The organism is Micromonospora sp. NPDC048986, assembly GCF_040649335.1.
Lineage (GTDB): Bacteria > Actinomycetota > Actinomycetes > Mycobacteriales > Micromonosporaceae > Micromonospora > Micromonospora alfalfae.
Window position 1 is genome coordinate 1 of record NZ_JBEZFJ010000015.1, and the last position, 13,904, is coordinate 13,904.

The 13,904-nt window shown below is 72.3% G+C and carries 13 protein-coding genes; 7 read left to right on the top strand and 6 right to left on the bottom strand.

Going from position 1 to position 13,904, the window contains the following annotated elements; translation table 11 throughout:
• Positions 1 to 135 precede the first annotated feature (135 nt).
• The gene (locus tag AB0B94_RS26490; protein WP_357285952.1) at positions 136 to 1,593 is read right to left on the bottom strand and encodes an ATP-binding protein; all 1,458 of its coding nucleotides are present in this window, start codon (positions 1,591 to 1,593) and stop codon (positions 136 to 138) included.
• A 42-nt stretch (positions 1,594 to 1,635) separates the two neighbouring features.
• Positions 1,636 to 3,294 (bottom strand): FAD-dependent oxidoreductase, encoded by a 1,659-nt coding sequence (locus tag AB0B94_RS26495; RefSeq protein WP_357285955.1) that lies wholly within the window; start codon positions 3,292 to 3,294, stop codon positions 1,636 to 1,638.
• Between the two features lie 151 nt (positions 3,295 to 3,445).
• Between AB0B94_RS26495 and AB0B94_RS26500 the strand changes: the two genes are divergently transcribed.
• From AB0B94_RS26500 to AB0B94_RS26530, 7 genes are all read left to right on the top strand, one after another.
• A complete protein-coding gene (locus AB0B94_RS26500) occupies positions 3,446 to 5,683 on the top strand; it encodes a hypothetical protein (RefSeq protein WP_357285958.1) in 2,238 nt (745 codons plus the stop codon).
• A 43-nt stretch (positions 5,684 to 5,726) separates the two neighbouring features.
• Positions 5,727 to 6,218 (top strand): SsrA-binding protein SmpB, encoded by a 492-nt coding sequence (smpB, locus tag AB0B94_RS26505; RefSeq protein ID WP_357285962.1) that lies wholly within the window; start codon positions 5,727 to 5,729, stop codon positions 6,216 to 6,218.
• A gap of 319 nt (positions 6,219 to 6,537) precedes the next feature.
• Positions 6,538 to 6,930, top strand: a complete 393-nt coding sequence (locus tag AB0B94_RS26510; RefSeq protein WP_357285967.1) for an SCO5389 family protein — start codon at positions 6,538 to 6,540, stop codon at positions 6,928 to 6,930.
• Between the two features lie 460 nt (positions 6,931 to 7,390).
• The gene (locus tag AB0B94_RS26515) at positions 7,391 to 7,813 is read left to right on the top strand and encodes a MerR family DNA-binding transcriptional regulator (RefSeq protein WP_210782284.1); all 423 of its coding nucleotides are present in this window, start codon (positions 7,391 to 7,393) and stop codon (positions 7,811 to 7,813) included.
• A gap of 164 nt (positions 7,814 to 7,977) precedes the next feature.
• Entirely contained in the window at positions 7,978 to 8,769 is a 792-nt protein-coding gene (modA, locus tag AB0B94_RS26520) for a molybdate ABC transporter substrate-binding protein (protein WP_357285972.1), read from the top strand.
• Positions 8,766 to 9,602: an ABC transporter permease gene (locus tag AB0B94_RS26525; RefSeq protein ID WP_357285976.1), complete on the top strand. Its 837-nt coding sequence runs from the start codon at positions 8,766 to 8,768 to the stop codon at positions 9,600 to 9,602. Before modA ends, AB0B94_RS26525 begins: the two co-directional genes overlap by 4 nt.
• Positions 9,599 to 10,666: an ABC transporter ATP-binding protein gene (locus AB0B94_RS26530; RefSeq protein ID WP_357285979.1), complete on the top strand. Its 1,068-nt coding sequence runs from the start codon at positions 9,599 to 9,601 to the stop codon at positions 10,664 to 10,666. The genes AB0B94_RS26525 and AB0B94_RS26530 overlap by 4 nt, the downstream gene beginning before the upstream one ends.
• A 282-nt stretch (positions 10,667 to 10,948) precedes the next feature.
• Here the strand turns inward: AB0B94_RS26530 and AB0B94_RS26535 are convergent, their stop codons facing one another.
• The 4 genes from AB0B94_RS26535 to AB0B94_RS26550 form a co-directional block, all read right to left on the bottom strand.
• Positions 10,949 to 11,362 (bottom strand): type II toxin-antitoxin system Phd/YefM family antitoxin, encoded by a 414-nt coding sequence (locus AB0B94_RS26535; RefSeq protein ID WP_112590058.1) that lies wholly within the window; start codon positions 11,360 to 11,362, stop codon positions 10,949 to 10,951.
• Between the two features lie 29 nt (positions 11,363 to 11,391).
• Positions 11,392 to 11,964: a GNAT family protein gene (locus AB0B94_RS26540; RefSeq protein WP_357285982.1), complete on the bottom strand. Its 573-nt coding sequence runs from the start codon at positions 11,962 to 11,964 to the stop codon at positions 11,392 to 11,394.
• 75 nt (positions 11,965 to 12,039) lie between these two features.
• The gene (locus tag AB0B94_RS26545; RefSeq protein WP_357285985.1) at positions 12,040 to 12,480 is read right to left on the bottom strand and encodes a hypothetical protein; all 441 of its coding nucleotides are present in this window, start codon (positions 12,478 to 12,480) and stop codon (positions 12,040 to 12,042) included.
• Positions 12,481 to 12,514: 34 nt separating this feature from the next.
• Positions 12,515 to 13,741, bottom strand: a complete 1,227-nt coding sequence (locus tag AB0B94_RS26550) for a hypothetical protein (protein ID WP_357285988.1) — start codon at positions 13,739 to 13,741, stop codon at positions 12,515 to 12,517.
• Positions 13,742 to 13,904 lie beyond the last annotated feature (163 nt).

Sequence of the window (13,904 nt, forward strand, 5' to 3'; positions counted from 1 at the left end):
GGCGCGGGGCGGCGCGGCGCGGGGCGGCGCGGGGTGGGGCGGCGCGGGGTGGGGCGGGGCGAGGTGGGGCGGGGCGAGGCGGCGGGGGGACTTGCTTGGTCCGGGCGCCGCCTGATCCTGCCCGCGTGCTGCCCGCTAGGTGGTCGGCGGGTCGTGGGGCGCGTCCGGTGCGCCCTCGATGATCGGCAGCAGGACCCGGAAGGTGGTGCGTCCCGGCTCGGTCTCCACCCTGATGTCGCCGTGGTGTTTGTGCACCACGATCCGGTAGGAGATGTCCAGCCCCAGACCGGTGCCCGCGCCGACCGGCTTGGTGGTGAAGAACGGCTCGAAGATGCGCGGGCGCACCTGCGGCGGGATGCCCGGCCCGGTGTCGACTATCTCCACCGCCAGTTGGTCGCCGACCCGTCCGGTGCGGACGGTCAGCACACCCTTCTCCCCCATCGCGCCCAACGCGTTGTCGATCAGGTTGGTCCACACCTGGTTCAGCTCGGCCGCGTACGCCGGGACGGGTGGTAGGTCCCGGTCGTACTCGCGGACCAGCTTGACCTCGGCGGGGATCTTGCCCTTGAACATCACCAGCGTGGCGTCGAGCAGGTCGTGCACGTCCACCACCCGGTGCGGCGCGCGGTCCAGCTGCGAGTACTGCTTGGCGGCGTCCACGAGCCCGGAGATCCGGGTGACCGCGTCGCCGATCTCGCGCATCAGCAGCTCGGTGTCGACGGTGTAGGTGAGCCAACGCACCGCCGCCTCCAGGTCCGCGGCGCCGACCGCGTCCTTCACCCGAGCCAGCCAGGCTGCGTCGAGCCCACCGCCGACCAGGATCGGCGCCAGGTCCCAGGCTCCGCCGACGCCATGGTCCTCCAGCCAGTCGGTGAGGGTGTCCTCGGCGTCGGAGGTGGCCATCGGGGTCAACTTCGGCGCGGTGGCCACCCGGGAGACCGCCTCCTCCTGCAGGGCGACCAGGCCGTGCAGGGCGCTTCCGTCGAGCCGCCCGTCGGCGATCATGGCAAGCTTGTGCCGCATCCCGGCGACCCGGTCCCGCAGAACCGACGTGGCCCGCACCGCCGCCGCGGCCGGGTTGTTCAGCTCATGGGTCAGCCCCGCAGAGAGCGAACCGAGCGCCAACAACCGCTCCCGCTCACCGACGATGGCCTGGCTGTCCCGCATCCCGAAGAACAACCCTTCCAACAGGTGCATGGGCATCGGGAACCAGGACCGCAGGGCGTACGCGAAGTCCTCCGCCGGCAGCACGAAGAACTCCGCGTCGGTCACCGCCCGCAGGCTGTTGCGGTAGATCTGCTCGACCTGGTCACCCAGGTACGCCTGAGTCGCCCCGCCGTACACCCCGCGCTGGTCGGTTCGGCTGACCTCGACGTCGTCGCCGCGCACCAGGCGACTCAACGCCACCGCCCCGCGCACCAGCACGAAGAAGCAGGTCGCGGGCTCACCCTCGCCGTACACGAGGGTGCCGCCGGCGCGCTGCTCGACCCGGCCGTGCTCGGCCAGCCAGTCGAGCTGCCCGTCGTCGAGCGCCTCGAACAGGAACAGGGTGCGCAACTGCGCCGGTGTCAGCCGGTCAGACTCGGTGGGCACAGGGACTCCTTCGCTCGCGGCTGTGGGGCTCGCAACACCGGCTCATTGGGCCTCCAGGTAGCGGTGCACCAGCGACACCGCCATCGCACCCTCGCCAACGGCCGAGGCGACCCGTTTGACCGACTCGGCCCGCACGTCCCCGGCGGCGAACACGCCGGGCACGCTGGTTTCCAGGTGGTACGGGTCGCGCGACAGCGACCAGCCGGCCGGCCGCCGCCCCCCGGCGAGCAGATCCGGACCGGTCACGATGAAACCACGGTCGTCACGGACCAGCACCCCGTCCAGCCAGTCGGTGCGGGGCTCCGCGCCGATGAAGATGAACAACCAGGAGGTGTCGACCGAGCGGGCCTCCCCGGTGCGGGTGTCGCACAGGGTGAGCCGTTCCAGGTGGTCCTCCCCCGCCCCGCCGACCACGGCGGTGTGCGGGTGCACGGTGATCTTGTCGATCCGTTCCAGCTGGTCGATCAGGTAACGCGACATCGAGGCGGTCAGGTCCGCACCACGGATGAGCAGGTGCACCCTCGACGCGTACCGGGAGAAGTGGACCGCCGCCTGGCCGGCGGAGTTGGCCCCGCCGACGATGTAGACGTCCTGCTCGACGCAGCTTGGCGCTTCGGTGGCGGCGGCGCCGTAGAACACCCCCCGCCCGGTGAAGTCGGCCAGTCCAGGAGCGTCGAGCACCCGGTACGACACGCCGGTGGCCAGCACCACGGTGTGCGCGGCGATCTCGGTGCCGTCGCCGAAGCGCAGCAGGCGGGCGCCGCCGGCCTCGCTGAGACCGACCACCTCCCGGGCACTGAGCAGCTCGGCACCGAACTTGACCGCCTGCCGCCGAGCCCGATCGGTCAACTGCGCGCCGGAGACACCGTCCGGGAAGCCCAGGTAGTTCTCGATGCGGCTGCTCTGCCCGGCCTGACCGCCGGTCGCCCGTCGCTCCACGAGCACGGTGCGCAGTCCCTCCGACGCGCCGTACACCGCCGAACCGAGACCGGCGGGGCCACCGCCGATCACCACCAGGTCGTAGAAGTCACACGCCGGCACCACAGTCAACCCGGCCAGCGCGGCCAACTCGGCCTCGCTCGGGGCGACCAACGCCTTGCCCTCCGGCGTCACCACCAGGGGTACGTCCGCCTCGGTGGCCCCGGCCGCGTCGAGCAACCGGACCCCCTCCGGGTCGTCGGACAACAGCCACCGGTACGGCACCAGGTTGCGGGCCAGGAAGTCGCGGACCTTGAACGACGGGGCCGACCAGCGGTGCCCGACGACCCGGATCTCCGCGCTGGCCGCGTCCGGGGTGACCGCCCACGCCTCCAGCAGCCCGTCGACCACCGGGTACAGCTTCTCCTCGGGCGGGTGCCAGGGCTTGAGCAGGTAGTGGTCCAGGTCGACCACGTTGATGGCCTCGATCGCCGCGTCGGTGTCCGCGTACGCGGTGAGCAGCACCCTGCGGGCCGCCGGGAAGATGTCCATTGCCGCTTCCAGGAACTCGACGCCGGTCATCTCCGGCATCCGGTGGTCGGCCAGCAGCAGCGCCACCTGTTCGCCGCGCAGTTTGACCTCGCGCAGCGCGTCCAGCGCCTCCGGGCCGGAGGACGCCCGCAACACCCGGTAGCGGTCGCCGTACCGGCGCCGGATGTCCCGGGCCACCGCCCGGGACACCACGGGGTCGTCGTCGACGGTCAGGATCACCGGGTTCGCCATGGCGCCATGAAATCACCTGTCGAGGGTCGACCGCACCATGGCCGAGTCCCGGCTCACGGTTGGCCGCCCCGCAGACGGGTAAGCCGGGGAGCCGCGCGGGTGGCCGGACATCGACGACCCGCCCGGTCGCCGCGCACACCTCGGGGGGCCCATGGCGGACGCGACACCGACCGAACCGACGACGTCGGGCGGGATCGTGGAGCTACGGGTGCACGGTGTCTCCGGCGCGGGCGCGGACCAGGTGTTGGACCGGCCGCACGTGCACCAGGTCGCCGGGGACCGCAGCGGAGGTTTCTACCGACCGCGCCCCGGCTATCCGGACTCCACCGGGACGGACGGGGTGACGCTGGAGGCGTACCGCTGGAGTGACCTGCCGTCCGGCACGGCGGTGCGGACGCTGTCACTGGTCTTCCTGCTGCCGTTCATGCTCTGCAACGTGGCGCTCTGGATGCGCCCGGCGAAAACCGTCTCGAACCGCGGCTTCATGGCGCTGTGCCGGATACTCGCGCTCACCCTCACCATGCTCTACGTGCTCTCCATCGTCGGGGTGGCGCTGGACCTGATCGCCTGGCGCTGCATGGACACCCCGTCGTGCCTGGCCGGCCGGAGCTGGCTGTCGTGGCTCGGCGGGCGACCGACCGGTCTGCGCCTGGGTGTGCTGGCGTTCCTGCCGGTCGCCGCCATCGGGCTCGTCTGGTGGCTGGGCGCACGCCCGAGCCATTCGTTCGACGCCTTCCGGACGCCGGCGACGCGGACGTCGAAACACCAGCTCAGCGCCGTCGGCCAGTGGGACGGTGAGCCACTGGTGGGTCGGCTGCGCTCGGTCCACGTCGCGGCGGCGTTCGCCACGCTGAGCGCCAGCCTGCTGGCCGCGCGAGCCAGCCAGCACCGCTCGTCGGTGATGGTGATCCTGCTGACGGCCACCGCGGCGGTGCTGCTGGCCTGCCTGGTCCTGGTCAGCGTGGTGCCCAGCATCGACCGTACCGACCCGTCGCCCCGGGTGGACGGCATTTTTCGCGGGCTGCGCACCATCGCCTGCGGCCTCACGATGCTGGTGATCGTGCACGTCGTCATCAGCCCGGCGCCATGGCCGCAAGGCGGCGCGCTGCCCGGTTACGGCGCGATCGTGGCCTGGCTGTTCGTCAGCCAGACGGTGCTGGTGGTCGCGCTCGCCACGCTGGTGATCTGGCGGCGGGGCGGTGGGCAGAGCCGGTCACCCATACGCGCGTTGGGAGCGCCGGTCTTCATGACGATCTCGGCCGGGCTCGCGGTGGCGTTCTCGGCCGAGCTGGTCTACCGGGTAGCGGACCTGCTCGATCGCGAGGGTACGACAGCGGACGGCCTGGAAACCAGCCCTCCCCTGGCGTACAAATGGGCGATCTTCGGGTTTTTCCTGGCCGTGGTGACCGCGCTGCTGGTGGCCGGTTTGGTCACCAGAATGACCCGGCGCGGGCGACGGCGCGCCGCCCGGGCGATCGTTGCCGCCGACTTCCCGCACGCGCCGCCGAGCGCGGCGGCCCGGCTGCGGCGGGTCGAGCAGGCGGTGGCCCGGGCCCGCTTCACGGAACGGTTGGAACCGCTCTCCGTGGTGTACGCCGGCCTGGCGGCGCTCGGCCTGGCCACCAGCGTGCTCGGCCTGCTCCAGCTCCTACCCGGCGACGTGGCGCAGCGCTACGTCGGCGTGCCGGAGGGCATGGTCAACTTTTTGATCGGTTCCGGTAGCTACGTGATCGCCGCGATCCTGCTCGGCCTGGTGGTGGGCGGCATCTTCGCGTACCGGACGGCGCAGTTCCGCCGGTACGTGGGCGTGCTCTGGGATCTGGGCACCTTCTGGCCCCGGGCGGCGCACCCGTTCGCGCCGCCCTGCTACGCCGAGCGGGCCGTGCCGGAGTTGGCCAAGCGGATCACCTACCTGGTGGAACAGGGCCACTGTGTGCTGCTGGCCGGGCACAGCCACGGCTCGGTGCTGCTCGCCGCCACGGTTCTGCAACTGCCCACCCGGATCACCGAGCGGGTAGCCCTGCTGACCTACGGGTCACCGCTGGGCCGGCTGTACTCCCGGCTCTTCCCGGCCTACGCCGACGAGCCGGCGCTGCGGGAGATCGGCGAACGAATCGGCTGGCGCTGGATCAACCTGTGGCGGGACACCGACCCGATCGGCGGCTGGATCTTCGCCTCCCACCGTCCCGGGGAGACCGAGACGCTGACCGGTCCGCCGGCAAGCGTGGACCGGCGGTTGACCGACCCGCAGGACGTGGTGCCGGCGCCCAGCGACAGCGTTCCCCCACCGATCCTCGGACACTGGCCGTGCGAGTCGCAGGAGGCGTTCACGGACGCGGTACGGGAACTCACCGCGCGACTACGCCCCGCACACCCGGCAGGCGACTGAGCCGGCCGGTACTACTGCTCCGGCAGCCGGATATCGTCGCCTGGTGACTGCGTCCAAGCCACCCGCCCGCCGGTTGATCGCCTCGAACAAGAAGGCCCGGCACGAGTACACGGTGCTGCGCACGTACGAGGCGGGCATCGTGCTGGTCGGCACCGAGGTGAAGTCGCTGCGCGAGGGGCGGGCCTCGCTGGTGGACGCGTTCGCGCACGAGCGTGACGGCGAGATCGTGTTGTACGGCCTGCACATCGCCGAGTACACCTACGGCACGTGGACCAACCACGCCCCGCGCCGCAACCGCAAACTGCTGCTGCACCGTGCCGAGATCGACCGGATCCTGGACAAGGTCCGCGAGGGCGGGGTGACCCTCGTTCCGCTGTCGATGTACTTCGAGAACGGCTACGCGAAGGTCGAACTGGCCCTCGCCAAGGGCAAGCGCTCCTACGACAAGCGGCAGACCCTGGCCGAGCGCGACGCCAACCGGGAGATCGCCCGCGAGCTGGGCCGGCACCTCAAGGGCCACCCCCGCCGGCCCTGACGCCGTGACGGGCCATCCGCGCGCTTCCCGTGGGCGCGCATTCGCAGCGCCCGTCGCAGGCTCTCTTCCCTAGCACCGTCGCACGTGCTGCGTGCGGTCGCCTTCGCGTGGGCTCGCGCGGGCGCGCTCGCTGGTGGCTCTCGCGGGCGCGCTCTCGCGGGCGCTTCGCGGGCGCGCTCTCGGGTGCGTTCCTACGTGCTTCGCGTGTAGGTCACGGCGCGGCGCGCCGAGACATCGTTGACGTCGTCCGAGAGACGTGGTCTGCTCAGTCGACGCCGTTGTTGAAAACGGTAATCATTGGCTTAAGCGGAGGAGAACCATGTCGCTCACTGTCCCGCCCGCCCTGCTCGACGCCGCCGAACGCGGCCCCATCGACGACGAGGCGTTCATCGCCTGCGTCCGTGACTCACTGCCGTACGCCTGGGCCACCATCAGCCGGGTCGTCGCCGAACTGGAGGCCAGCGACGCCGACCTGTCCGACAACGTCGTCCCGCCGCCCACCGACGCCGACCGGGGCCAACTGCTCCGCGCGCTGGCGAGCGATGCGATCCGCGCCGGTCTGGAGCGACACTTCGGCGTACGCCTGGCCTTCCAGAACTGCCACCGCGTCGCCGCGTTCCGTCCGTCCGCCGTCGACACCGAGCGCTACCGCCGCTTCGTGTCGACCCGTGGCCAACTGCTCAACCAGTCCCCCGAACTCCGCAACTGCTGACCCGCGGCGGGCGGGCTCCCGCGAGCCCGCCCGCCCCCACGCCAGCGCTGCCGCGCCCCGCCCCACCGCGCCCCGCCTCACCGCCCGCCTCACCGCGCCCCGCCTCACCGCCTCACCGCCTCACCGCCTTACCGCGCCCCGCGCCCCACTCCCACGCCCCACGCCTTGCGCCCCATGCCCACGCCCACTCCCGTGCCCGACTTCCGCGCCCCGCGCGCCGCGCCAGGCGCCCGTGCCACGCGCCATGATCGTGCTCGATCCACGATGTAGTGGCCTCGTCGATACGCCGATACCACTACTTCCTGGTTCGAGCACGATCTTGCGGCCCGCCCGAGCACGCCATGGGCATCCTGAGGCCGAACGCGGAGACGCAGCTGCCGGCCTTGACACTCATTTATCCACGCGACTGCTGCACATCCTGGCCTTCCGTCATGGCAAATGCGGGCGTTAAGGTGAGCGGGTGACGACGTACCGGATCGGGGAGGCGGCCGACCTGCTCGGCGTCAGCGCCGACACCATCCGCCGCTGGGTGGACGCCGGGCGCCTGACGGCCGGGCGCGACGAGCACGGCCACCGGGTCGTCGACGGCGTCGACCTGGCGTCCTTCGCTCGCGCTCAAGCCACCGATCCGGATGCGGGCGCCGAGTTCTCCTCGGCCCGCAACCGGTTGCGCGGCATCGTCGTCGACGTCCGTAAGGACACGGTGATGGCCCAGGTCGACATCCAGGCGGGCCCGTTCCGGGTCGTGTCGCTGATGAGCCGGGAGGCCGTCGACGAGCTCGACCTGCGGGTCGGTTCGGTGGCAGTTGCCGTGATCAAGTCGACCACTGTCGTGGTCGAGCGGGCCGCACCCGCCCCGGCGCGCGGACGGTCGGCCAGATGAACGCGCGGACAGTAAGCCAGATCAACGCGCGGACAGTAAGCCAGATCAACGCGCGGACAGTAGGCCAGATCAACGCGCGGACAGTAAGCCAGATCAACGCGCGGACAGTAAGCCAGATCAACGCGCGGACAGTAGGCCAGATCAACGCGGGGACATCGGGGCGGATGAACTCGCGGAGCAGGCGTACGGCGGTGGCTGTCCTGGTGGCGGCCGGCCTGGCGGTGACCGGCTGCGGCGCGGGCGACGGCCGGGCAACCGGCAGCGGTGGGAACGGGCGGGTGACCGGCCCGGTGACGGTGTTCGCGGCCGCCTCGCTGACCGAGTCGTTCACCCGCATCGGGAAGGACTTCGAGGCCGCCAACCCGGGCAGCCGCGTGACCCTCAACGTCGCCGGCAGTTCCGCCCTGGCCAACCAGATCACCCAGGGCGCGCCGGCGGACGTGTTCGCCTCGGCCGCCCCGGCGAACATGACCACTGTCGTCGAGGCTGGCGACGCCGATGGCACGCCGAGCGTCTTCGCCCGCAACCAGCTGGTGATCGCGGTGCCCCGGGGCAACCCGAAGGCAGTGGCCGGCCTGGCCGACCTGAGCGGCCCGGGTGTGAAGGTGGCGCTCTGCGCCAGTCAGGTTCCCTGTGGCGCGGCGTCCCGCAGAGCACTGGACGCGGCCGGCGTCGCGCTGACGCCGGTCACACTGGAACGGGACGTCAAGGGTGCGCTGGCCAAGGTGAAGCTCGGCGAGGTCGACGCGGCACTGGTCTACCGCACTGACACCCGGGCGGCGAGCGCCGACGTGACGGGCGTGGAGTTTCCCGAGTCGGCTCGGGCAGTCAACGACTACCCGATCGTCGCGCTGAAGGACGCCCCGAATCCGAACGGCGCACGGGCCTTCGTCGCGTACGTCCGCTCGGCGCCGGCGCAGGCGGTCCTCGCCGAGGCGGGGTTCCAGGCTCCGTGAGGCGGGTCCACGACCACAAGGCATCCCGCGTTCGCCCGGCCACGTCTCGACGCAGGGGTGGGGTGCCGGCGGCGCTGTTGATCCCGGCCGGTCTGGGGTTGCTGTTCCTCGTCCTGCCGTTGGCGGGGCTGCTGATCCGGGCACCGTGGACGACCCTGCTGCAGCGGCTCACCGAGCCGGGCGCGTTGACCGCTCTGCGGCTGTCGGTGCAGACCGCCACCCTGGCCACCGCGCTCTGTCTGCTGCTCGGGGTGCCGCTCGCCTGGGTGCTGGCCCGGATCGAGTTTCCCGGCCGTCGGCTGGTGCGCGCGCTGGTCACCGTGCCGCTGGTGCTGCCGCCGGTGGTCGGTGGGGTGGCGTTGTTGCTGGTCTTCGGCCGGCGTGGCCTGCTCGGCGGCTGGCTGGACGGCACGTTCGGTATCACCCTGCCCTTCACCACCACGGGGGTGGTGCTGGCCGAGTCGTTCGTCGCCATGCCGTTCCTGGTGATCGCCGTGGAGGGTGCGCTACGCGCCGCCGATCACCGCTACGAGGAGGCCGCGGCGACGTTGGGCGCCAGCCGGTGGACCACCTTCACCCACGTCACGCTGCCGCTGGTGGCGCCCGGTCTGGCCGCCGGGGCGGTGCTCTGCTGGGCGCGGGCGCTCGGCGAGTTCGGTGCCACCATCACCTTCGCCGGCAACTACCCCGGTCGGACGCAGACCATGCCGCTCGCCGTCTACCTGGCGTTGGAGACGGACCTGGAGTCCGCGATCGTGCTCAGCCTGGTGCTGCTCGTCGTGTCGGTGGGCATCCTGGTGTCGTTGCGGGAGCGCTGGATGACCACCGCATGAGCGACCGACTTCTCGACGCGCGGCTCGTCGTCGACCGGGGCGTCTTCCGGCTCGACGTGCCGCTGCGGGTCGCGCCGGGCGAGGTGGTGGCGCTGCTCGGCCCGAACGGCGCCGGCAAGACCACGGCGCTGCGGGCGCTGGCCGGGCTGCATCCCCTCACCGACGGGCACGTCACCCTCGACGAGGTCGACCTGGACCGTCCGGCGACCGGTGGCTGGGTACCCACCGAACGCCGGTCGATCGGAGTGGTGTTCCAGGACTACCTGCTCTTTCCGCACCTCAGCGCATTGGACAATGTGGCCTTCGGGCCGCGCCGGCACGGCGTCGAGCGGCGGGCCGCCCGCGCCACGGCCCGGGAGTGGCTGGGCCGGGTGGGGCTTGACGCGCAGGTGCAGCGCCGGCCTCGACAGCTCTCCGGCGGTCAGGCGCAGCGGGTGGCGCTGGCCCGCGCGCTGGCCGTGGCACCGTCGCTGCTGCTGCTGGACGAGCCGCTCGCCGCGCTGGACGCCCGCACCCGGCTGGACACCCGCGCGGAGCTGCACCGGCACCTGTCGGCGCACGCGGGCGCGACGGTGCTGGTCACCCACGACCCGCTGGACGCGCTGGCGTTGGCCGACCGACTGGTCATCGTCGAGGGTGGCCGGGTGGTGCAGGAGGGTGACGGACCGAGCGTCACCGCCCGCCCGCGCACCGACTACGTCGCCCGGCTCGTCGGGCTGAACCTGTACCGGGGTCGCGCCGACGGGCACGGGGTTCGGGTGTCGCCGGAGCTGACCCTCACGGTCGCCGACAGGTTGGACGGCGAAGCGTTCGTGGCGTTCCGTCCGGCCGCTGTGGCTCTGCACCCGGCCCGGCCGGAGGGCAGCCCGCGCAACACCTGGGCGGGCACCGTGGCCGGCGTACAGCGCCACGGTGACAACGTGCGGGTGCAACTGGACGGGCCGATCGGGGTGGCCGCCGACGTCACGCCGGCCGCCGCCGCCCAGCTGCGGCTTGTCCCCGGCCAGCAGGTCTGGGTGGCGGTCAAGGCGACCGAGACTCACGCGTACCCGGCCACTGGCTGATCCGGCGTCCGCCGACCCGCGCAGACACCAGCCCGCGCGGATGGCGGGCCCGCGCAGACACCAAAGCCCACACAGACACCAAAACCCACGCGGACACCAAAACCCACGCGGACACCAAAACCCACGCGGACACCAAAGCCCATGCGGACGGCGGGCCCACGCGGACACCAGCCCGCTCACCACGCCAACGCGGACCCCGTCAGGCGGTCGCGACACCGCCGCACACACAGGGCGCGGCACCCGGCTCAGCTGGCGCGGCCAACTCGCGGGCGCGGACGCGGGTCAGCCGGCGAGCAGGTCGGCGTGTGCGGCGCGCAGCCTGGCCAGCGTCGGGTCGCTGCCCGGGACGACCCGGCTATCCAGCTCGGCCCACGCCTCGGCCAGCGCCGCGCGGACCGCGCCAAGCTCGGCGGCGTGCCGCTGGGTGCTGCGTCGGTGCTGCTCCTCGAGGCGGCGGGCCCAGCCGGCGGTGACTGTCGCGAGCCGGTCGGCGTCGGCGCGGGCCTGGGCGCCGCTGCGGGCGGCTGCGGCGGGGACGATCGCGGCGACCGGGCGGGGATCGCCGTCGCGGGTGACGACGGTGACCGCGTCGGTCAGCTCGGCCAGCGCGACGAGCTGACTGAACCGGGTGCGCGCCTCACGCAGCGGCACGGAACGCGGCGGGTCGGAATGAGGGGTGAGCGCGGGGACGGCCATGGATGCATGGTGCCGCGCGGGTATGACAACTATTCGTTGTCGCCAGTGGACGGTGCGTGGCGGGCGGACCATTCGTCAGCCAGCACCGACCAGATTTCAATGTCGATCCGACCGTGCGGTCCGGGGCTGACCTGGCGCAGCGTGCCGTCGAGGCGCAGGCCGAGCCGGTCGGCGAGGGCTTTGCTGCGGGTGTTGTCGGCGTTGGTACGCCACTCCACCCGCTGGATGCCGCGCTCGCGCACCGCCCAGTCGACGATCCGGCGCACCGCCGGGGCGACCATGCCTCTGCCCTGCGCCGCCGGCTCCACCCAGCAACCGACCTCGCAGACGCCCCGGGTCACGTCGAACGACACGAACATGACCCCACCGACGAGCGAGCCCCGCCACCACAGGCCCCAGATGCCACCGCCGTCGCTGGCCCAGAGGTCGGCGTAGCGCTGCAACACGGCACGGGCCGACGGCAGGTCGGTGGCGACGAAGGACGGCGACACCCAGGGTTGGATGTGCTGGCGGGCCCGATCGAGGTGGACGAGGAACTCCTCGGCCCGCCACGGCTCCAGCGGGCGCAGCTCGACGTCCTCGGTCAGCGGCAGGGCGAACACCGGGCCTCCACTCAGTCTGCTTCGTCGGTAGCAGGCTCGCACGGGCACCTTGGTCGAGGCACGCCGCCCTCACGCTCACGCCGGCAGGTGGGTCTGCAGCGCGGCGAACTGGGCCACGGTCAGGTAGGAGGGGTTGGCGGCCTGCGGCTGACGGAGCACCTCCAGGCCGGCGAGCCGGTCATCGGCGCGCAGCAGCAGCCGGGACACCCGGTCCGGTTCGGCGAGGATGCGCAGATCCAGCGGCACCGACCACTGCTGCCCGGGTGCGCCTGGCTCGGCCGCCCCGGTGACCCGTCCGACGCCCCACACCCCGTACGGCAGTCGACTCCGGCTGCCGCTGGCCCAGAAGACCACCGGCTGTCCGGCGCACATCAACCGCGCCCGGTAGCCGGGACGTACGCACCAGCTCGTCACCAGTGGCTCACTGGCGAACCGGGCGGTGAGGTCGACCTGGTCCGCGTTGCCCTTGATCAGCCAGGCGCCCAGGTCGTCGAGGCGTACCCGTGGCTCGGTCATCGCGTACATCTTGCCCGGCCGACGGCAGCGCCAATCAGATGATCGTGTGGGTCCAGTAGCTGAGCCAGAGTACGAACAGCACGCCCTGCACCACGGCGAGCGTCGCGGTCAGCCACACGTCGACGCTGGCGTGGCGGGCCCAGCGGGCCAGCACCAGCGCCACCGGAAAGGCGGCGAGCAGATAGCGCAGCAGGCTCTTGTACACCGGCGGGCCCATCGACAGCGGCACCAGCACCATGAGGATGCCGTACACCAGGTAGGCCAGCTCCCGGCGGCGGAACCCGGCGACCAGCAGGGCGAGGACGGCCACGGCGAAGCACGCCCGAGCGGCGTCGCGCGGCTCCCCGACCAACCCGTTGAGCAGCACCGGGACGGGGTTCTGCACCTTGATGCCCCAGCCGGTCTCCTGGGCGTGCTGGTAGGCGAACCAGTCCCCGCCCCGCCATCGGCAGTAGGCCATGAAGGTGAACCATCCGGCGGGTAGCAGCAGCAACGGCCAGCCGATCCGGAGGTAGCCGAGCAGGGCGCGCGGCCCGAGCCGCCAGTCGTGCTGCCGGAGCAGCACCAGGGCCAGCGGCAGCGCCACGAGCAGGCCGACGGAGCGGCTCATCGCCAGGAAGTAGCCGATCACGCCGACCAGCAGCCACTGGCGTCGCTCGGCGTAGTAGAAGGTGGCCAATGCGAGGCAGACGAAGAGCGACTCGGTCAGCGCGGCCTGGAACAGGAACGCGGTTGGCAGCAGCACCAGGTACCGCGTGAACCGGCGGGCCGCGTACGCGTCGCCGAGCAGCAGCTCCGCCAACCGGTAGCCGTACCAGAGGGCCAGCAGGAACGCGACGTTGCTGATCAGCAACAGGGCCAGTGCGGTGTCGCCGCCGATCAGCGCGCCGACCGGCCGGGCCAGGAACGGGTACAGCAGGGGGAAGCCGAAGTCCACCCACGGCCCGGTCAGGGGCAGGGTGCTCAGCCGCAGGTAGAGCAGCGAGTCCCAGGCGAACCAGAAGGAGATCCACCGTTGCCCGGAGATCTCCCGCTGTTGCGCCCACATCAACGCCTCATCCGGGGGTGGGGCACCGGGGACGCCGTCCCAGGCGTGCAGGACCAGCAGCCCGAGCACTGTGAGCAGCAGCTTCGCGCCGAGGAACAGGCAGATGACGTACGGCCAGGGCGCCGGCACCCGGCGGGCCAGGCGCGCTCCGCCGCGGCCGGCCGCGACCGCCCGCGCGGCCAGCGTCGTCGCGCCGCTGCGCCACCGGTTCATCCGCCCCGCTTCCCCGCTCCCCCGGTCCGCCGGCCGCGCGGGGGAGTCGCTCTTCTCGTGGTACGCCGCAGCGCGCCCCGCCGAAGCAGGGGCCAACCGCCATCAAGTGTGACATTCTGCGCAGAGCGGGTGGACGCCGCGCCTCAACCATGGCGGTGAGCAG

What these genes read in the sequence shown, in the direction of transcription:
- AB0B94_RS26495 (WP_357285955.1), bottom strand. Translation starts at nt 3,294, where the DNA reads ATGGCGAACCCGGTGATCCTGACCGTCGACGACGACCCCGTGGTGTCC.
- AB0B94_RS26500 (WP_357285958.1), top strand. Translation starts at nt 3,446, where the DNA reads ATGGCGGACGCGACACCGACCGAACCGACGACGTCGGGCGGGATCGTG.
- AB0B94_RS26510 (WP_357285967.1), top strand. Translation starts at nt 6,538, where the DNA reads ATGTCGCTCACTGTCCCGCCCGCCCTGCTCGACGCCGCCGAACGCGGC.
- modA (WP_357285972.1), top strand. Translation starts at nt 7,978, where the DNA reads ATGAACTCGCGGAGCAGGCGTACGGCGGTGGCTGTCCTGGTGGCGGCC.
- AB0B94_RS26530 (WP_357285979.1), top strand. Translation starts at nt 9,599, where the DNA reads ATGAGCGACCGACTTCTCGACGCGCGGCTCGTCGTCGACCGGGGCGTC.
- AB0B94_RS26535 (WP_112590058.1), bottom strand. Translation starts at nt 11,362, where the DNA reads ATGGCCGTCCCCGCGCTCACCCCTCATTCCGACCCGCCGCGTTCCGTG.
- AB0B94_RS26545 (WP_357285985.1), bottom strand. Translation starts at nt 12,480, where the DNA reads ATGACCGAGCCACGGGTACGCCTCGACGACCTGGGCGCCTGGCTGATC.
- AB0B94_RS26550 (WP_357285988.1), bottom strand. Translation starts at nt 13,741, where the DNA reads ATGAACCGGTGGCGCAGCGGCGCGACGACGCTGGCCGCGCGGGCGGTC.